Origin of the sequence: Ruminococcus sp. NATIVEDY160, from assembly GCF_045819885.1 — a bacterium.
Taxonomy (GTDB): Bacteria; Bacillota; Clostridia; order Oscillospirales; family Acutalibacteraceae; genus Ruminococcoides.
The window spans coordinates 1,956,342-1,975,514 of sequence record NZ_CP162391.1 but is presented as its reverse complement, the minus strand read 5'-3'; the positions used below and the strand labels follow the sequence as shown (position 1 = coordinate 1,975,514).

Annotated in this window: 13 protein-coding genes, 5 tRNA genes and 1 pseudogene; 16 read left to right on the top strand and 3 right to left on the bottom strand. The window is 50.3% G+C overall.

Going from position 1 to position 19,173, the window contains the following annotated elements:
* Positions 1 to 2 precede the first annotated feature (2 nt).
* The 9 genes from AB1I49_RS09810 (at position 3) to AB1I49_RS09770 (ending at position 7,101) form a co-directional block, all read left to right on the top strand.
* Positions 3 to 1,811: an NADH-quinone oxidoreductase subunit NuoF gene (locus tag AB1I49_RS09810; protein WP_186834296.1), complete on the top strand. Its 1,809-nt coding sequence runs from the start codon at positions 3 to 5 to the stop codon at positions 1,809 to 1,811.
* Between the two features lie 18 nt (positions 1,812 to 1,829).
* Positions 1,830 to 3,569, top strand: a complete 1,740-nt coding sequence (locus AB1I49_RS09805) for an NADH-dependent [FeFe] hydrogenase, group A6 (protein WP_316612184.1) — start codon at positions 1,830 to 1,832, stop codon at positions 3,567 to 3,569.
* Between the two features lie 144 nt (positions 3,570 to 3,713).
* Entirely contained in the window at positions 3,714 to 5,132 is a 1,419-nt protein-coding gene (locus AB1I49_RS09800) for an alanine/glycine:cation symporter family protein (protein ID WP_407720867.1), read from the top strand.
* A 50-nt stretch (positions 5,133 to 5,182) separates the two neighbouring features.
* Positions 5,183 to 5,995: a metallophosphoesterase gene (locus AB1I49_RS09795; protein ID WP_201427701.1), complete on the top strand. Its 813-nt coding sequence runs from the start codon at positions 5,183 to 5,185 to the stop codon at positions 5,993 to 5,995.
* A 106-nt stretch (positions 5,996 to 6,101) separates the two neighbouring features.
* Positions 6,102 to 6,177 (top strand) — tRNA-Val (locus AB1I49_RS09790).
* 5 nt (positions 6,178 to 6,182) lie between these two features.
* A tRNA-Asp gene (locus AB1I49_RS09785) sits at positions 6,183 to 6,259 on the top strand.
* Between the two features lie 5 nt (positions 6,260 to 6,264).
* Positions 6,265 to 6,340, top strand: a tRNA-Phe gene (locus AB1I49_RS09780).
* A gap of 7 nt (positions 6,341 to 6,347) precedes the next feature.
* Positions 6,348 to 6,423 (top strand) — tRNA-Gly (locus AB1I49_RS09775).
* Positions 6,424 to 6,639: 216 nt separating this feature from the next.
* Positions 6,640 to 7,101, top strand: coding sequence for a low molecular weight protein-tyrosine-phosphatase (locus tag AB1I49_RS09770; RefSeq protein ID WP_186833199.1), 462 nt, complete (start codon positions 6,640 to 6,642; stop codon positions 7,099 to 7,101).
* 35 nt (positions 7,102 to 7,136) lie between these two features.
* Here the strand turns inward: AB1I49_RS09770 and AB1I49_RS09765 are convergent, their stop codons facing one another.
* The gene (locus AB1I49_RS09765) at positions 7,137 to 8,312 is read right to left on the bottom strand and encodes a dockerin type I domain-containing protein (RefSeq protein WP_407720866.1); all 1,176 of its coding nucleotides are present in this window, start codon (positions 8,310 to 8,312) and stop codon (positions 7,137 to 7,139) included.
* A 149-nt stretch (positions 8,313 to 8,461) separates the two neighbouring features.
* On the bottom strand, positions 8,462 to 9,622 hold the full coding sequence (locus AB1I49_RS09760) for an MFS transporter (RefSeq protein WP_407720865.1): 1,161 nt from the start codon (positions 9,620 to 9,622) through the stop codon (positions 8,462 to 8,464).
* A 539-nt stretch (positions 9,623 to 10,161) separates the two neighbouring features.
* Between AB1I49_RS09760 and AB1I49_RS09755 the strand changes: the two genes are divergently transcribed.
* Together AB1I49_RS09755 and AB1I49_RS09750 are read left to right on the top strand one after the other, a co-directional pair.
* Positions 10,162 to 10,761 (top strand): hypothetical protein, encoded by a 600-nt coding sequence (locus tag AB1I49_RS09755; RefSeq protein ID WP_407720864.1) that lies wholly within the window; start codon positions 10,162 to 10,164, stop codon positions 10,759 to 10,761.
* A 290-nt stretch (positions 10,762 to 11,051) separates the two neighbouring features.
* A tRNA-Leu gene (locus AB1I49_RS09750) sits at positions 11,052 to 11,134 on the top strand.
* 86 nt (positions 11,135 to 11,220) lie between these two features.
* On the opposite strand, the gene AB1I49_RS09745 is transcribed toward AB1I49_RS09750, so the two are convergent.
* Positions 11,221 to 11,859, bottom strand: a complete 639-nt coding sequence (locus AB1I49_RS09745) for a DUF4417 domain-containing protein (RefSeq protein ID WP_316611867.1) — start codon at positions 11,857 to 11,859, stop codon at positions 11,221 to 11,223.
* Between the two features lie 41 nt (positions 11,860 to 11,900).
* Here AB1I49_RS09745 and AB1I49_RS09740 point away from each other — a divergent pair, with 41 nt between their 5' ends.
* From AB1I49_RS09740 to AB1I49_RS09720, 5 genes and pseudogenes are all read left to right on the top strand, one after another.
* Positions 11,901 to 12,293 carry a hypothetical protein gene (locus AB1I49_RS09740; protein WP_316611865.1) on the top strand — a complete coding sequence of 131 codons (393 nt, stop codon included), beginning with the start codon at positions 11,901 to 11,903 and terminating at the stop codon, positions 12,291 to 12,293.
* Positions 12,294 to 12,599: 306 nt separating this feature from the next.
* Complete coding sequence (locus AB1I49_RS09735) at positions 12,600 to 13,913, top strand: circularly permuted type 2 ATP-grasp protein (RefSeq protein ID WP_407720863.1); 1,314 nt, start codon at positions 12,600 to 12,602, stop codon at positions 13,911 to 13,913.
* A gap of 8 nt (positions 13,914 to 13,921) precedes the next feature.
* Positions 13,922 to 14,861 (top strand): annotated as a pseudogene (locus tag AB1I49_RS09730) (M14 family metallopeptidase).
* 39 nt (positions 14,862 to 14,900) lie between these two features.
* On the top strand, positions 14,901 to 17,471 hold the full coding sequence (locus AB1I49_RS09725; RefSeq protein ID WP_407720862.1) for a PEP/pyruvate-binding domain-containing protein: 2,571 nt from the start codon (positions 14,901 to 14,903) through the stop codon (positions 17,469 to 17,471).
* 284 nt (positions 17,472 to 17,755) lie between these two features.
* A complete protein-coding gene (locus tag AB1I49_RS09720; protein WP_407720861.1) occupies positions 17,756 to 19,168 on the top strand; it encodes a YdcF family protein in 1,413 nt (470 codons plus the stop codon).
* Positions 19,169 to 19,173 lie beyond the last annotated feature (5 nt).

Genomic DNA, 19,173 nt, shown 5'->3' with positions numbered 1-19,173 from the left:
TCATGTATCGTTCTAATGTACTGGTATGCGGCGGTACAGGCTGTACCTCCTCGAACAGCCTGACCATCGTCAACAAACTCAAGGAAGAAATCGAGAGACAGGGCCTTTCCGACGAAGTAAACGTAATCACCACCGGCTGCTTCGGTCTCTGCGCGCTCGGCCCGATCATGGTAGTATATCCCGAGGGCAGCTTCTATTCAATGGTAAAGGTGGAGGATATCCCCGAAATCGTTGAGGAGCACCTCTTAAAGGGCAGAATCGTTACCCGTCTGCTCTATCAGGAGACAGTTGAGGAGGACACCGTAAAGTCCCTCAACAAGACCGCTTTCTATGCAAAGCAGAAGCGTGTTGCGCTGCGTAACTGCGGCGTTATCGATCCCGAAAAGATCGACGACTACATTGCCCAGGACGGCTATGCCGCTCTCGGTAAGGTTCTCACAGAGATGACCCCTGATCAGGTTATCCAGACTATCCTCGACTCAGGTCTGCGCGGCAGAGGCGGCGCGGGCTTCCCGACAGGTCTTAAGTGGAAATTCGCGGCTGCCAACGATGCTGATCAGAAGTACGTTTGCTGCAACGCCGACGAAGGCGACCCCGGCGCGTTCATGGACCGTTCCGTTCTCGAGGGCGATCCCCACTGCCTGATCGAGGCTATGGCTATCGCGGGTTACGCTATCGGCGCTTCCCAGGGCCGCGTATATGTCCGTGCAGAGTATCCTATCGCCGTTAAGCGTCTCCAGATCGCTATCGACCAGGCCCGTGAATACGGTCTGCTCGGCGAGGACATCTTCGGCACAGGCTTCAACTTCGACATGGAGCTCCGTCTCGGCGCAGGCGCTTTCGTATGCGGCGAGGAAACCGCTCTTATGACCTCCATCGAGGGCAAGCGCGGCGAACCCAGACCCAGACCTCCGTTCCCGGCTGTAAAGGGTCTTTATCAGAAGCCCACAATCCTCAACAACGTTGAGACCTACGCAAACATCGCCCAGATCATCCTCAAGGGACCCGAGTGGTTCGCTTCAATGGGTACCGAGAAGAGCAAGGGTACAAAGGTATTCGCTCTCGGCGGCAAGATCAACCACACCGGTCTTGTTGAGATTCCTATGGGCACCACCCTCCGCGAGGTAGTATTCGAGATCGGCGGCGGTATCCCCAACGGCAAGAAGTTCAAGGCTGCTCAGACCGGCGGTCCTTCCGGCGGATGTATTCCCACAGAGCACCTCGACATCGAGATCGACTACGACAACCTCCTCGCTATCGGCTCAATGATGGGCTCCGGCGGACTTATCGTCATGGACGAGGACAACTGTATGGTTGACGTTGCGAAGTTCTTCCTCGAGTTCACCGTTGACGAGAGCTGCGGTAAGTGTACTCCCTGCCGTATCGGTACAAAGAGACTCCTCGAGATGCTCGAGAAGATCACAAAGGGACAGGGTTCCCTCGAGATGCTCGACGAGATGGAGGAGCTGTGCCACTACATCAAGGCGAACTCCCTGTGCGGTCTCGGTCAGACAGCTCCCAACCCCGTACTATCCACCCTGCGTTACTTCAGGGATGAGTATATTGCCCACGTTGTAGACAAGAAGTGTCCCGCGGGCGTATGTAAGGACCTCCTCGAGTACACGATCGAGAAGGATAAGTGCTTCGGTTGCAGTATGTGCGCCAAGAAGTGCCCCGTCGGCGCGATTTCCGTGACCGATTACACCGCGCCCGGCAAGAAGAAGCCCGCTTACGAGATCGACCACAGCAAGTGCATCAAGTGCGGCGCCTGCATCGACACATGTAAGTTTAAGGCAATTTACAAGGGCTAAGGGAAAGGAGAGAAAACTATGGAAATGTTGAATATTAAAATCAACGGTAAAGACTATCAGGTCGAAAAAAATACCACCATCCTTGAAGCCTGCCATCAGTTCGGTATCAAGATCCCGACTCTTTGCTACCTTAAGGAAATCAACGAAATCGGCGCCTGCCGTATGTGTCTCTGCGAGGTAAAGGGCGCGCGCAGCCTTGTTGCCGCATGCGTATATCCCATCGACAGAGAGGGTACCGAAATCTTTACCAACACACCCCAGATTCAGAAATACAGAAAGACCAATCTCGAGCTTCTGCTCTCGAACCACGACAAGAAGTGCCTCTCCTGCCCGAGAAGCAACACCTGCGAGCTCCAGCAGCTCTGCCTTGAGTACGGCGTTGACGAGACAAAGTTTAAGGGTGAGGAGACTCACTACGAGGAGGATCACACCACTCTGCACCTCGTTCGCAACAACAACAAGTGCATTCTCTGTCGTCGCTGCGTAGCGGCTTGCAAGCAGCAGTATGTATCCGTTATCGGCGCGAACAACCGCGGCTTCGACACCGTTATCAGCTGCGCGTTCGAGCAGGATCTCAACAACGTAGCTTGCGTAAGCTGCGGCCAGTGCACCGTAGTCTGCCCGACAGGCGCGCTTGTTGAGCGCGACGATACCGACAAGGTATTCGAGGCTATTGCGGATCCCACAAAGCACGTTGTAGTCCACACCGCTCCCTCCATCAGAGCGACCCTCGGCGAGTGCTTCGATATGCCTATCGGCACCAACGTAAAGGGCAAGATGGTTGCGGCTCTCAAGATGCTCGGCTTCGACAAGGTATTCGACACCAACTTCGGCGCTGACCTCACCATCATGGAAGAGGGCACCGAGTTTATCCAGCGCGTACAGAACGGCGGTACTCTCCCGATGATCACCTCCTGCTCACCCGGCTGGGTCAAGTTCTGCGAACACTACTATCCCGACCTCATTCCGCACCTCTCCACCTGCAAGTCACCCCAGCAGATGCAGGGCGCTATGATCAAGTCCTACTACGCCGAGAAGGCGGGCATCGATCCCAAGGACATCGTTGTTGTATCGGTAATGCCCTGCGTAGCCAAGAAGTTCGAGATCAAGCGTGACGACCAGGGTCGTGACGGCATGCAGGATAACGATATCTCAATCTCCACCCGTGAGCTTGCCAAGATGATCAAGAAGGCTGGCATTCAGTTCACCTCACTTCCCGACGAGGACTTCGATCCCATCATGGCTATCGGTTCCGGCGCCGGCACAATCTTCGGCGCTACAGGCGGCGTTATGGAGGCTGCCCTCCGTACTGTTGCCGACAAGCTGACAGGCGAGGATCTCAAGACTATCGATTACACAGAGGTTCGCGGTACCGACGATATCAAGGAAGCTACCTACGATGTAGCTGGTATGCAGGTCAAGGTTGCTGTTACTTCAGGTCTGAAGAACGCTGCCAAGCTGCTCGACGAGATCCGCGCGGGCAAGTCTCCCTATCAGTTCATCGAGGTTATGTGCTGTCCCGGCGGCTGCGTAAACGGCGGCGGTCAGCCCATTCAGCCCGGTCATGTGAGAAACTTCACAGACCTCAAGGCTCTCCGTGCAAAGGCACTCTACGAGGACGACCTCAGTCTGCCTTACAGAAAGTCACACGATAACCCCGAGATCAAGGCTATCTACGACGAGTACCTCGGCGAGCCCGGCTCACACCTTGCTCACGAGCTGCTCCACACCTCTTACGTTGAGAGAAAGAAAAACTGATTTCAGGTCAAATACACACAAAGGCTGTCTCGAAAGGGGCAGCCTTTTGTTGTCTTTATTTACGAAAAATTCGGAAAAATGCTTGCCAAACTGTACGGTTTTAAGGTATAATAATAGTAAAACTGTAAAAAAGGGGAAAAGAATATGCTGGACGCTATTATGAATTTTTTCAATTCCGTGGATGACGTAATGTACTATCCGATCCTCATCATTGTACTTGCCGCGGCGGGACTGCTCTTTACCTTCCGCACCCGTTTTGCGCAGATCCGCCTGTTCGGTACCGCCTGCAAGCTGATTATGGAAAAGCCCTCGGGCGAACAGAAGGTATCCTCCTTCCAGGCGCTGATGGTATCCACCGCCTCGCGCGTAGGTACGGGCAACATCGTCGGCGTCGCGACCGCTATCACGATCGGCGGACCCGGCGCATGCTTCTGGATGTGGCTGATGTGTATTATCGGCGCGTCCTCTGCGTTCATCGAGAGTACGCTCGCCCAGATCTTCAAGCGCAAAAACCCCGACGGCTCCTGCTACGGCGGCCCTGCGTACTACATTGAGCGCATTGCGAAGAAGGGCATTCTCTCGGGGGTATTCTGCGTTTTCCTCATCGCGACCTACGCCTTTGGCTTCAACCTGCTCTGCTCCTACAATTTACAGTCGTCCTTTGAGATCTATGATTTCTACGACAAGACATGGACTCCGGTTATTATCGGCGCGATCATCGCCCTGCTCGTCGGCTTCTGTCTGTTCGGCGGCGGCAAGCGCATCATCGGCATCACCGAGAAGTTGGTACCCTTCATGGGCATCGGCTATGTTCTCGTTTCCCTTATTGTAATCTTCACCCACATCGGCAACATTCCCCAGACCTTTTCCTCGATATTCAGCGACGCATTCAACTTCAAGGCTATCTTCGGCGGTCTGAGCGGTTCCTGCCTTGTCTACGGCATTAAGCGCGGCCTGTACTCAAACGAGGCAGGCGTAGGTTCGGCGCCTAACGCTTCCGCGTCCGCCGACGTTACCCACCCAGTAAAGCAGGGCCTTGTCCAGACTGTTTCCGTTTACATCGATACCATGCTTCTCTGCACTGCTACCGCGCTCATGTGCCTCAGCTCGGGCGTTAAGTACAGCCCTGAATTAAACGGCGCGACCTACGTTCAGAACGCGGTATCGACGATTTTCGGCGATTTCGGGCCGATTTTCATAACCATAGCGATGGTAATGTTCGCGTTCACGACCCTTATCGGCAACCTCTACTATGTCGACAACGCCCTGATTTACCTTAACAAAAAGAGAATGCCGTCAAAGGTTTTCATGAGAATTTTCTATGCCTTTTGTGTGCTTATCGTCTTTGTCGGCGCGCTCATTCCGATGAACTTCGCGTGGACAATGGCGGACATCACCATGGGCGGAATGACGCTGATCAACATTCCCGTCTGCGCAGCTCTCTCGGGAATCGCTGTCAAGGCATTGCGCGACTTCGAGTCACAGCGCAAAAAGCGCCTCAATCCGCATTTCCGCGCTACGGATATCGGACTGAAGGAAAGCGAAGTCAGCTTCTGGAAATAAGAATATTTCAGATTATCAGGCAATAAATTATACGGAGGTGAGGAACGCGTATGTCGAAGCCTGTTGTAACAGAGTACGAGGTGTTTTCAGAGCGTATCAGAAAGCCGCTAAAGATCGCTTTGGTTACGGATTTGCACGAGCGCCGCGCCATTGACATACTGAATCTGCTGCGCGCTCAGAACCCCGATTTAACGGTCGTTGCGGGCGATACGCTCGAGCGTTACCGTGAGAGATATCAGTCGACGGTAAAAAGGCGGTTCAATCCGATCCGCTGGCTGATTGTAAATATAATTTACTACGTCAACTTATTTTTCATGCTTCTGCGCCCTAAGCGAAGTAAGCCCGACACCAAAAACGCATATTCATTCCTGCGTCAGGCGGCGGACATCGCGCCCGTGTTTCTCAGTCTGGGCAATCACGAGGAAGAGCTTATGTGTGAGGACAGGGAGTTTTTCCGGAACAACGGGATTCACTGCCTGGACAACGAGGAAGCCGAGGCTGTGGTCAACAGTAACTTTATGCTGATCGGCGGCCTTTCGGACGAATATGACGAGGAGTGGCTGAGCAGCTTCGCACAAAAAGACGAGCTCAGGCTGCTGCTCTGTCACAATCCGAACTATTACGAAACGCTGAAAATAAACGACACGGATATCGATTTGATTGTGTCAGGACACAACCACGGCGGACAAATCCGCATTTTCAGCATGGGCGTCGCGGGTGCGGGCGGAAAGCTGTTCCCGAAGTACGACAAGGGTATTTATGACGGACGTATGGTTGTATCTGCGGGCTGTTCGAATACTGCGGCGATACCGCGCATCAACAATCCGCGCGAGCTGGTAATCATTCACCTGAAAAAAAGATAATCCGAAATTTTTACAAAAAAGGTATTGACTTTACAGCGGTTTTGTGATATCATAATATACGTCGCTGAGAGATAAAGCGAAAGCTGAGGCGACAAAGGCATTAGTTGGGAGTTTAGCTCAGCTGGGAGAGCATCTGCCTTACAAGCAGAGGGTCACAGGTTCGAGCCCTGTAACTCCCACCAATAATGGCCCGGTAGTTCAGTTGGTTAGAACGCTAGCCTGTCACGCTAGAGGTCGACGGTTCGAGCCCGTTCCGGGTCGCCAAATTTGCCTCTGTAGCTCAGTTGGTAGAGCAGGGGACTGAAAATCCCCGTGTCGATGGTTCGATTCCGTCCGGAGGCACCATAAATATGCGGATGTAGCTCATCTGGTAGAGCGCCACCTTGCCAAGGTGGAGGTAGCGGGTTCGAGCCCCGTCATCCGCTCCATTGAAAAAAGAGAGTACCAAAGGTGCTCTCTTTTTTCAATTCAGTAAACAGGCAAGAAGATGACGGGGCTCGAAGGCGAGCGGCGGGAAGCCCCGCAGGCGAATCGCGAGAGAGCAGATGATAGTTCTCCGTGAGCACTGAACCACGCAGGCGAGATGAAGTGTGCTTCGCACATTTTTGGGAACACTTCGCAATTATCTACAGACGGTGATTAATATGACAAAAGTAATGTTTATCTGCCACGGCAACATCTGTCGCAGTCCTATGGCGGAGTTTATTCTTAAAGATATGGTAAAAAAGCGCGGAATCGCGGACGATTTCGTGATTGAGTCCTCAGCCACAAGCACCGAGGAAATCTGGGGCGATGTCGGCAATCCTGTCTATCCTCCCGCGCAGCGTGAGCTTGCTTCCCATGGAATTTCCTGCGGCGACAAGCGCGCTGTTCAGCTCACAAAGAGCGACTACGCGCGCTACGATTATCTCCTCTGCATGGACAAGATGAATCTACGCAACGCGCAGCGTATTCTCGGCGCGGATAAGGATAACAAGCTGCGCCTGCTTTTGTCCTTCGCCGACGGAGGAAGTATCGCCGACCCGTGGTACTGTGGAAACTTTGACCGCACCTATTCGGATATCGTACGAGGCTGCGAGGGCTTTCTTGAATATCTCGGATACTAAATAACAAGCCTGCTCATTCAAATGAAGAGCAGGCTTTATTTTTTTGCTATTAACAATATGTCGCGGTTGTCAACCTGTCCGTCGCGGTTGAAATCAGCCGCCTTCAGAAATACGCCGCTCAGCTGACTGTCGCCGATTTGAAGCCGCATCAATTCCTTAACGTCGCGGCTGCTGAGAGTACCGCTGCCGTCGACATCGCCGAGTACGATGACCGACAGCGAGTCTGTGCTGTAGCCTGTGCAGACAGTGCGACCCGTCACAGCGTTTCCGTTTTTGTTGTAAACCGTCTTTATTTCAGGATACATATTCTTGAGCTGTTCAACGGTAGTGCCGGCGCTGAGAAAAATATCCGAGCCCTCGCGCGACAGATGTGATTCAGACTGAGCGGTGTCCTGTGTATCATCAGTGACCGTACAGGTGTAATCGCTGTTGAGCAGGTAAATCAAGCCGTCAGCCGAAGTCATCAGAAGTCCCGAATCGGATTTAATGGCTCCGTTTTTGCCCATAGCGGCGAAACGCGTTCCGCAGTAAACAGTGCTTCCGTTTGAAAGAGAAATCAACTGTCCGTCGGAATAAATATATCCTTCGCCCGCATCGGAAATATTCGCGTCATATGTTGTTTTAGCGCAGTAGACAGCGTTGCTTCTGCCAAGACGGTAAAGCTCGCCGTTCCCCGCAATAGCATAGGCGCTGCTGCCGTTTGAAAACAGCCTTTCACAGCCGCGCGGAAGGGAATAGGAACAATTCTTGTTGCCGTTCAAGTCAAAGCCTGTTACCCCGCGGTAGATGCCGTTTAGCGAGAGGAGAAAGATACCGTTTTCGCTAGCCGCAATGCTTTGCGGGTCGATCTCGGAGTCGGAATGAATATCAAAAACGGAATAGTCGCCGCTGTCGGCATTCAGACGGATAACGCTGTAGTCAGTATTTGAAACGGCGAACAGAGCGTAGGTGAAGCGGCCGCTGTGAGTTACGGCATAGATCGCGCCGCTGACATTAACTCTGCTCGTGAGGCAGTCGCCCGATATGCGCGACGAAATCACTGTGGTACCTGTATAGCCGTAAAAATACGCAGCGCTGTTGCCGCAGGCAAAAATCCTTTTGCACGTGCTCAGCTCGCCCAGATCAAAAACAGCCGCCCGAACAGGTGTGCCAAGCGAAAAAAACGCGCAGAAAAAGCCACACAGCAGAATGGATAAAGCTCTTTTGCACATGGCGCACACCTCGTAATACAGACGGCGTAAGTGAGATATTTACTGAACAGGTACGGTAAAAATGATTATCAAAAATCTTTATATTTTTATTATACATGATTCGACAAAAATTTCAATACCCGTATAAACAGCCGGATGAAAAAAACGCATTACGATTGCTTTATCTGTTCACCTGTTTCGTAGCCGTCAGCCTCGGCGACGTCGGCGACGATCGACTGCGGGATAATGCCCAGCAGAGCCATCGGGAAAGCCGCGATAACGCAGATAAGCACGCCGTAAACAATACCGGGGATAACGGTCACGCCGATCACTCCGATCGAGCCCGCGATAACATAGGCGAGAGCCAAGCCGAGGAAGCCCGTGATAACGAGCTTTTTCTTGCCGAACTTCTTTACGAGCTTCGGAACTATCGGATAAAACGCCGCGGAAAGCACTGTCATTCCGCCGAGGAAAATCATGGTAAACGACTCGTCAAGCTTCATGGAAACCTTTACGAAGAAGGGCAGACCCGTCTGGAACAATGTCAGACCGACCCAGTACATGATATCGGAAAATACAAAGGTGCGGAAGCTGCCGTTTCTGAAGGTCGCGCCGAGCGACTTGAACATATTGGAATTCGACGGCTTTGTATCAACAAATTCCTTTTCCTTGAGGAAGAAGGTGGGGATAAGCATACAAACGCAGGAAATAACCGCCAGAATGATAAAGCAGATGCGGTAGCTCCACGCAAAGCCTACGCTTCCGCGCAGCATTCCCACGAAAACAAAGGGCGTATAGGCGAGCATGGTTCCCGCGAAGAACGAGAGCGAGATAGCTGTGGAGATGTACATACGGTCGTCATGGGTTTTTCCGAATTCCGAGATAAGCGCGTTGTACGGAGTGCAGTACATCGTCATAAACAGGTAGAACAGTACGATGAATACGGAAATCCATGCCACGTTCCACGAGCTGATTTCTTCCACAGGCGCGCAAAACAGCAGAACGGTTACGATCGAAAGCGGAACCGCCGCGTACTGCATAAAAGGAATACGTCTGCCGCGTTTGTTCTTGCTTCTGTCCGAAAGCGAAGCGATAAGCGGGTCGGTTACCGCGTCAAATACTCTCGATAACGCCGTGATAAGACCGAGTACCGTCAGGGATCCGCCGATGATCAAGCCGGGCATAATGTACTGAATCGCACCTCCGGCTATATCGTTTTGAGTCGGAAGATAGAATGTGACGAACCACGCGCTGATAATACCGCTGAGTGTTGACCAGCCGAGCTGACCGACCGCAAAAATCCTCATTTGTCCTTTTGTTAACCGTTTCATTTTTGCCCTCCCGAGTATTTTGATTTTAGTTTTGTCATTGTGCTTTTGCGTAAATGCTATTGTATCAACAAAAATATTCCACAATAGTACTGATAGTATAGATATTATAACTATAAATCAATCTTAACATAAGCTGACAAAAAAGCAATATATTTATGCTGATTGGGCTGAAATGATTGCAAATCAAAATGCTCGTTGACAATATCGGAGGTATGAGGTATAATATTACGGAAGAAAAATAAAAACGCGCCCGTGGCGGAACTGGTCGCGTTGTGAGCGCCGCCTGTGGCGGATGAAGCGAGCAAAAGCGAGGTTTGAAATAAGGAGTACAAGGAAGCGCTTAACAGCGCGACGCGGTACGACTATATTTCAAGCGGGACACACCGCGCTGGATTTTGGTGACGCTACCTCGGTGTAACAATTAAATACTTTGATTTTCACAGCGCAAAGCTGTTGAAATATAGATGTGCGCCCGTGGCGGAATAGGCAGACGCGATGGGTTTAGGTAACGTCACCTCGGTGGAAGAAGGGATTTACATATGAATAAACCAAGCAAAGCATTGTTAGTAACAGATTTGTGTTTATTTGCTTTTGCCGTTGTATTCTTTCTTGTTTGCTCTGTTTGGAAAAATCTTTTTCCGGTTACAGCTTCACTCATTAACATTTGTCTTTCCGCTGTTTGCGCGTTGGCTGTCATCTTGCTTATGCTGTTTCAGTATCGCGGCAGACAAGCTGTCAGCATAATCAATATCATTGTTTCTTTTGCTCTGTCAATTGCACTATATGGTATTTATCACTTGCCTGTATTCGGCTTTATCGGTGAGAAAGAGATTCAGAACGGCATTTGCGGATTATTTGTTTTTACACTGTTTTCACGTTTTGCGCTTAACCTGTCGGTCTACTTAAAAAGCAATTACGGATATACGGTTACCCCCTCAAACCTGCGTGCGAATGTTCAAGGAAGAGGAACGATAACCGGTGCGTATGTAATTGCAAAAATTCTAAAAATCTACGCTGTTTTTATTCTTTTTGGCGGCATTGCAATTGCTGTGTTTAATGCGTTTATGCCTGTTATCGACATCAGCACACCGTATCAGATGGTTTTCCTTCACAAAACATTGGCGGAAATTATGAATTAGTGAAATTATTTGGTAATTGGCAATAGATTTAATATATGATCATATCGGGTTTTGCGACCTGATTTTATAGATTTGCGGGTATGGCGGAATTGGCAGACGCACAAGATTTAGGTAACGTCACCTCGGTGTAACAATTAAATTACAGATAATTATCGGGTTTTGCGACCTGATTTTTATAAAAACGCGCCTGTGGTGGAACTGGCAGACACGCTAGATTTAGGTAACGATACCTCTGTGTAACAATTAAATACTTTGATTTTCGCAGCAAAACGCTGTTGAAAAATAAATGTGCGCCCGTGGCGGAATAGGCAGACGCGATGGGTTTAGGTCCCATTCCGAGAGGGTGCGGGTTCAAGTCCTGTCGGGCGCACCAACGAAAAGTCCGATTTTATCGGGCTTTTTTGTTTCCGAAAGAAAGCAGTTTGGCAGACGCACCGCATTGGTACGCCTGCCGTTTTCTTACGCAATAAACATTCTCTCCGTCAAATTACCCTCTGCATCATAGCAATCTTTGTGACAATCGAATTTGGCATTGAGGTTGATTTTGATGTGGAGCTTTTTATCTTTCTCGGAGATGACGATGCTGTCTACCAACAGCCGAAGATTAGCGTCGCTGATAGCTCCCTCCTGAATGATTTGCTCAATTAGATCGACACTCTCTTTCAACTCTGCCTTGCGCTTTTTGATGGTCGCGCTGTAGTCGGTTATGGCGGCGATTTCCTTCTTAATCCGTTCGATAAACAAGTCCTTTTCGCTTCTGACACCAAGAGTTGAAACAGCTACAACACTTTTCTTTTCAACCCCGTCAAAACAAAACCAAAAGGTTTCGGGTCCGCCCCAAGCTAAGGTTGGTATAACCTTAACTCCGTTTGATTGGAGATAGGCTCCGCACCATCTGCTGCGAAAGGTATTGTAAATCTTTATTGGCATCGGCATTTCAGTATAAACGCTGAAATTTGGCGATAATACCGCTTTGTAGGATTTTAATTTTTCGATTCGGGGTAAAGGATCGTTCCAAATCACCTCAAACTTATAATCATCAAGAAAAAAGTGAACTATCTGATCAGCGCAGCTCCCAGCTATTTTATCATAACCTATAAGCTCGATTTTTTCAAGGTCAATACGAGAAAGCTATTGCCATGCAAAGAAGAATAAATTGTGATTTCGGCGCAGCTTTTCAGAACGCAAAGGTACTTACCAATATTTACGCAGAGCTGCCGTGCCCGCTTGAAGAAAAGCCAAAACGAATATTGGAGATTGACAAACAGCTATTAGACCACACTTTTCAGGAAACCTACTACATCAACACAAAAAAGCAGACGGAGTTTGATTTGGGCTTGACAAAGTGCTATAACCTTGTGCGGCTTGGCATCATCAATTTCAAAGCGTGGGAGTGGGCAAACAGCAGAAAGGCTTATTGGCGAATTGCCGACAGCTACGTCCTGCACAGGTCATTAACAAACGAATACCTTGCATCCGTCGGGTATGATGACATACTCCAAAGATACAAGGTACTGCACTTAAACTATTGAACCGCTGTGTACGGAACCGTACGCACGGTGGTGTGAGAGGTCGGCTGCTCAATTAATAGGCAGCCTCCTACTCGATTTTTAATTCTAAGTTAAGATTATGAATTAGATTAAAGCGAATAATTCAAAACCGATTTACAAATCCCATGTTAAACGGAATAATCTCAAAAAATATGCAGTGCTATGCTTGAAAGCTTGCAAAAATGTTGTTGACAAACGTTTGAATAGGTGATAGAATGATTTCATAGACAAGGGCGTTTTCCGTATTAGCGGAAAGCGCCCTTGATTCTTTAAATGGGAGGAATTGCTATGAAAGAATTGATTAACAGCACTGAAACCATTAACCGATTACTTGCAAGATACGGCGTTAAATTCGGAATATATAAAAACGGAGAATTCAAGGAGCAGCTTTTCCCGTTTGACCCGATTCCGCGAATCATTCAAAACAGCGAATTTCAGTTTCTTGAGAAGGGTCTGAAGCAGCGCGTCAACGCTCTGAACTGCTTTTTGTCGGATATTTACGGAGACAAGCAGATCGTTCGCGACGGAGTTATTCCGGCGGAGTTTATCTATTCCGCAAAGGGCTTTTTGCCGCCGTGCGACGGTGTGATGCCGCCGAAAAATATATACAGCCACATTTCGGGAATTGATTTGGTTCAGTCAAAGGACGACAGCTGGTACATTCTCGAGGATAACCTGCGTGTACCGTCGGGAGCTTCATATCCGATGATTGCGCGCGAGCTGCAGAGAAGAAGCGCACCCGACGCCTTCTCGTGCAACAGCGTTATCGACAACCGCAACTATGCAGAGCTGCTCAAGGAGGTCATGGACTACGTTAACACGGGCGGAATCAACGTAATTCTCTCGCCCGGCAGGTACAACGCGGCATGCCTTACGGGTATCGTCGACGTATATCCCGCGATAAATCCGCTGGGAATCGACTCCATCACGCGCGGTATACCCGGCTTTGATCTGGATATGAACCGTATTTTCCCGGGGCTTGAAAACGGCTCGATGCCCGAATATATCGCCTCAAAAATAATAGATGATCTGAGCGGAAGCGCGGCGGTAGTCGACATTCACGCGAGCAATATTTTCCTCGAAGAGATTCCGCAGGTGCGCATCAACGAGCTGTCGCGCGATACGCTTGTTCCGCTCGCGAAGCACTTGAACGTGGACTACATCTGGGTGCATTCCTCGGCTACGGTGCTCGAGTCTACGCTCGCTTATTCGCTCAACGTCATCGGCACTCCTACTCTAGTTGTAGAGATGGGCGTCGGAATGAGAATCACCAAAAAATTCGGCGACCAGCTTACGGACGGCATTCTGGCGCTCATGAAGGAGCTTGGAATCTGGAACGGCGATGTTATAACTCCGAAGGAGCCGATCATCTCCGAGGACGGCGAGGTGTCGTTTATCAACGCCGGAAAATCCGGCGTGTTCGTCCCTTGCGTCGGGCACTGGAAGAACGTGAAGAAGGACGGACATATCGGCGACATTCTCAACCCGCTGACGGGTGAGATAAACGAGAGGATCCTCGCGCCGACTGACGGAATCGTCTTTACTCTGCGCGAATATCCAATTGTCAACGAAGGCTCGCTCATAGCGAGAATCCTTGCGTGAGGTGCGGTATGAAAGAAAAGCTATTATTTGAACTCAATTCTGTTTACAGAGATAATATGCGTATCAAGGGCTATTCCTTCGGCGAGGGCGAGGAGTCGGCATGTATTGTAGGCGCGACGCGCGGCAATGAGGTGCAGCAGCTATATATCTGCTCGCGGCTGATCAATATATTCAAGCAGCTTGAGCATCAGGGCAAGATAAAATACGGCAAATCGGTAATGGTCATTCCGACAGTCAACAGCCATTCAATGAATATCGGCAAGCGCTTCTGGTCGACCGATAACACCGACATTAACCGAATGTTCCCGGGCTACAACCTCGGCGAAACGACTCAGAGAATCGCCGCCGGAGTGTTTGAGAACATAAGCTCCTATAAATTCGGCATTCAGTTCACGAGCTTTTATATGCAGGGCGATTACATACCCCACGTCAGGGTAATGCAGACGGGCTTTGAGGATATAGAGCTTGCGAAGGACTTCGGGCTGCCGTATGTCTACCGCAGAAACGCGCGGCCATACGACACGACCACGCTGAACTACAACTGGCAGCTCTGGGAAACCAAGGCATTTTCGGTTTACACAAGCGCGACCGACAAAATCGACGTTGTCAGCGCGAGGGAAGCTATCAACGCGGTGCTCAGTTTTCTGAACAAGCAGGGTATTATTCAGTACAGGTGCCACGAGGGTTTTATTTCGCAGTTTATCGAAGGTCATTCGCTGATGAACGTAAAATCCGCGACGGCTGGAATATTTATCCGCCACGCCGACGTCGATTCAAGGGTAAAAAAAAGGCGACGTGATAGCGGAGATAATGGATCCGTACACGGGAGAGACCGCCGACAGGGTGATTGCTCCGCAGAACGGAATCGTGTTCTTCCACGTGAACCAACCGCTGATTTACTCCCAGACTCCGCTGTTCCGCATTATCCCGACGGACGATCTGGTATAGAAAAGACAGGAAAGATTATATTATTCAGGAGGTATTTTTATGGCGGCGTTTGACAGGATACTTTCGGGAATACCCGAGATGGATAAGGCTCTCGACAACATCAGGCTCGGGGATAATGTTGTCTGGAGGGTATCGGATTTAAGTGAGTTCAGGCTTTTTATGGAGCCGTATGTGAGGCAGGCGGTCAAGGATAAGCGCAAAATAATCTATTTTCGCTTTGCCGCTCACGAGCCGCTGATAACGGACGTGCCCGAGGTTGAAACGATAAATATTCCTCTTTCGCACCGCTTTGAGAATTTCACGGTTGAGATCCACAACGCTATCGAAAACGCCGGCAGAGACGCGTTTTATGTTTTCGACTGTCTTTCTGAGCTTCAGACGGCGTGGGCTACGGATCTGATGATGGGCAACTTTTTCAGAGTTACCTGTCCGTTCCTGTTTATCCTCGATACGGTGGCGTTTTTTCCTCTGATACGCGGAAAGCATTCGGTCAATTCCGTCAACAAGATCATCAACACCACCCAGCTTTTCCTCGACGTATATACGGGTGAGAAGGATATTTTTGTCCGCCCCGAAAAGGTCTGGAACCGCGATTCCGAAACGATGTTCCTGCCGCATACCTACGAGCCTTCAACAGGCAGATTCCGCCCTGTTACCGACGGAGTGAAGTCGAGCAGATTCTACCATACGCTCGGCAAGCTCAGGCGAGGTACCGACGACAGATACATTGATTCGTGGGACAGATTCTTCAACACAGCCAAGCAGAAGTACGCAGCAGGCGGCGATATCACGTCCGAGTGCGAGAGTATGTGCAGGGTAATGATGACCCGCGACAAGAAAATGCGCCAAATGGTAAAGAAGCATTTTTATCCCGAGGATTATTTTGAAGTCCGCAGCCACATGATAGGCACCGGAATGATAGGCGGCAAGGCGTGCGGAATGCTTCTGTCCAGAGCGATAATCCGCAACGAGGAGCCTGACATAGACGAAACCCTTGAGCCTCACGATTCTTTCTACATCGGCTCTGACGTGTATTACACCTATATCGTCGACAACGGCTTCTGGGATATGCGGATACGCCAGAGGACTGACGAGGGATATTTTGCGCTCGCCGACGAATTCAGAAATCTGCTGCTCAACGGAAGCTTTTCTGACGACATGCGCGAGCAGTTCGGCAATATTATCGAATACTACGGACAGGATCCGTACATCGTCCGCTCAAGCAGCATTCTTGAGGACGGCTTCGGCAACGCCTTCGCGGGAAAATACGAATCCGTATTCTGCGCGAACCGAGGCAGCTTTGAGGACAGGCTGGCAGAATTTGAGAACGCGATAAAAACCGTTTACGCCAGCACAATGGGACTTTCGGCTCTCGACTACAGAAAGCGCCGCGGACTTGACAAGCGCGACGAGCAGATGGCGCTTCTTGTTCAGCGCGTTTCAGGCTCGTATTACGGCACATATTATATGCCCTGCGCGGCAGGCGTGGGTTATTCGTACAGTCCGTACAGATTCATGCAGACCGCAGACCCAAAGGCAGGTATGCTCAGGCTTGTCATGGGACTCGGAACCTCGGCGGTTGACAGAACAGAGGGCTCGTATCCTCGTCTTGTCAGTCTTGACGTTCCCGAGAGAACGGTCTATTCTACCGTTGCCGACAGACACAGGTTTTCGCAGCGAAACGCCGAGGTAATAAATACAACCGCGCGAAAGCTCGAAACAGTGAAGCTAGAAGAATTGGAGCCTGTACTTCCGCGCTATACAGGCAACGTGCTGTTGGAGCACGATTTTGAAGCGGAGCAAAGACTGAGCGAGATGGGAAGGTACCGCTCAGTGCGGTTTATCTCGTGCCGAGGACTTGTCAGGAACAAGAAGCTGATGGACAGCATGCGGCGAATGCTCGCTTGCATTCAGGCTGAATACGATTACCCCGTCGACACAGAGTTCACGATAAACGTATCGGACGACGGAGAATATACGATCGACCTGCTCCAGTGCAGACCGCTGCAGGTCGTCAAGGGCAAGGACTCGGTGAACATTCCCGACGCTGCCGAGGAGAATATACTGCTGAGCAGCCGCGGTGCGTCTATGGGCTTGTCGCGCGAGGAACAGCTCGATTATATCGTATATGTCGACCCGATCGGCTACTACAATATGCCCTATAAGGACAAGATCACCGTCGCGCAGTTGATAGGCAGGATCAACTGGCATTTCCGCAGCTCAGATAAGCATATGATGCTTATGGTTCCCGGAAGAATAGGAACCTCGTCGCAGGAGCTTGGAGTGCCGACCGCGTTTTCGGATATCAGCGGCTTTGACGTTATATGCGAGATGGAAGAAACCAAAGCCGGCTATAACCCCGAGCTGTCCTACGGAAGTCACATCTTTCAGGACTTGGTTGAGGCGGAGATTCTTTACACGGCTGTGTTCAACAACAGCAAGACCCTCGGTTTTTATCCCGAGAAGTTTAACCGCTTTGAGAATATTTCGGCTGAGTTTGATGAGAGCGGAGCTCTGTCGGAAATCGTCAGGGTGTTCCGCGTCAGCGGCTGTACTCTGTACCATGATATCAACAAGGAGCAGCTGCTTATTACTCTGAAAGAGAATTGATTGTGCCGGCAATTATTTCGTACGGGATAGCTTTTGCTGTATATTGCGGCATGCGGCGGCTCAAAGGACGCTCCGTCAGACACATCAAAGCAGACTGATACCACCTTGTAAAGCAATAAGCTATGAATAAAAAGCCCGTTTTTGCGGGCTTTTTGTTAGTTTGCCCGAAATGGGCAGTAACTAGGCGGTGAAAGTCCGCTACACGCTTGGCAGTAGGAAGTGTTAGCTGAGGGCAAGGGTGTCCGTTGTGAGGCGGAATCTGAAGTAAGCCTATCCTTGCGGCTGTGGGATACATCTACGTTGTATTCCAAACGTTCACTCAGCTCGTGCATGAAACGCCGGAGAAAATCAGCCCGTCGGAAATTACGGTCGAGGTATCCGACCCCGGGGTGATCAGCGCGGAGATTGAGTGCGTACAGGACAGCGGCGGAGAATACGACTACTACCTGCAGGTGCGTCCGATCAGCACGGGCAGGTCAAATGTATCCTATATGATAAAGGAGGACGGCGGAGCTGTTTCGAATCACATGAAAATAGTATGTACCGAGCTGAAAACGCTGTACGAGGACGATGAGCTGATGTTCAACGGTCAGGAAGCCTTGTTTCCTATGCTGGCGCTGATATTGTTCTCGGTGCTGGTGTGCTTTGTCATCAGCTTCATTATTAAGTTCCGCGAGGGTGATTTCTCTTACTCAATGGCGGTGCTCGGCGGTCTGATTCTGTATATCCTCGGCTCGCTGCTGATCATGATTATTTACTGTATCAGCGAGCGGTTCTGGCCGACGTCGTTTTCAATGCTCAACGCGCTTCTGGTTGAAGTGGGAATGTTGTTCCCCATAGTGACGTCTCCGGCGATGCTGATTCTGGCGATTGCCCTCGGGGTGAGCAATATCTGGCTGATACGGCACGAGGGCTTCGGCTTACACAATCTGTTCGGAGCGCTGCTGGGAGCGGTGATAATCGGCGGCTATACTGCGATACTTGTCGTTTTTCTTCAGGCAGGACAGTTGGATTATGTGGCGATATGGCTTTCGCTCGCGATGATGACCACGTTTTCATATGTTATGTGCTACCTCGAGTGCATGTTGTTCTCAACGATGATTTGCGCGGTTCTGTCGACCCGCTACAGACCGTCGTATGATAAGGAATATATTATCATTCTGGGCTGCGCGATCAGGTGCGACGGCACGCCGACTCCTCTTCTCAAAGGCAGGATAGACCGCGCGATCGCCTTCGAGCGCGAGCAGTTTATGAAGAGCGGCAGGCATGCATACTTTGTTCCTTCGGGCGGACAGGGGAGCGACGAAGTGATATCCGAGGCGGAGAGCATGAAGCGCTACCTTGTAGAGCAGGGCATTCCCGAGGAGCAGATCATCAAAGAGGACAAGAGCGTAAATACTCTTCAGAATTTTGAGTTCTCGAAGAAGGTTATCGGAGAGCACGGCGGAGATATCAAAAAGTGCATTGCCTTCTCCACCACAAACTACCATGTTTTCCGCGGCTACACTCTGGCGCAAAGGGTGTCGCTGAGGGTTCACGGTCTTTCGGCAAAGACGAAGCCTTACTTTTACCCGAACGCCTTTGTCAGGGAATTTATCGGACTGCTTTACGAGCAGAAGGGAAAGCACATTCTATTTCTGGTGCTTGTAATAGCCTATCTGCTGATGTATGATTTAGCCCTTTTGGTTTTGCAATAAAAAAT

Coding starts and splice junctions, on each gene's coding strand:
- AB1I49_RS09765 (WP_407720866.1), bottom strand. CDS start 8,312: ATGTGCAAAAGAGCTTTATCCATTCTGCTGTGTGGCTTTTTCTGCGCG.
- AB1I49_RS09725 (WP_407720862.1), top strand. CDS start 14,901: ATGGCGGCGTTTGACAGGATACTTTCGGGAATACCCGAGATGGATAAG.
- AB1I49_RS09805 (WP_316612184.1), top strand. CDS start 1,830: ATGGAAATGTTGAATATTAAAATCAACGGTAAAGACTATCAGGTCGAA.
- AB1I49_RS09800 (WP_407720867.1), top strand. CDS start 3,714: ATGCTGGACGCTATTATGAATTTTTTCAATTCCGTGGATGACGTAATG.
- AB1I49_RS09740 (WP_316611865.1), top strand. CDS start 11,901: ATGCAAAGAAGAATAAATTGTGATTTCGGCGCAGCTTTTCAGAACGCA.
- AB1I49_RS09770 (WP_186833199.1), top strand. CDS start 6,640: ATGACAAAAGTAATGTTTATCTGCCACGGCAACATCTGTCGCAGTCCT.
- AB1I49_RS09795 (WP_201427701.1), top strand. CDS start 5,183: ATGTCGAAGCCTGTTGTAACAGAGTACGAGGTGTTTTCAGAGCGTATC.
- AB1I49_RS09760 (WP_407720865.1), bottom strand. CDS start 9,622: ATGAAACGGTTAACAAAAGGACAAATGAGGATTTTTGCGGTCGGTCAG.
- AB1I49_RS09810 (WP_186834296.1), top strand. CDS start 3: ATGTATCGTTCTAATGTACTGGTATGCGGCGGTACAGGCTGTACCTCC.
- AB1I49_RS09735 (WP_407720863.1), top strand. CDS start 12,600: ATGAAAGAATTGATTAACAGCACTGAAACCATTAACCGATTACTTGCA.
- AB1I49_RS09755 (WP_407720864.1), top strand. CDS start 10,162: ATGAATAAACCAAGCAAAGCATTGTTAGTAACAGATTTGTGTTTATTT.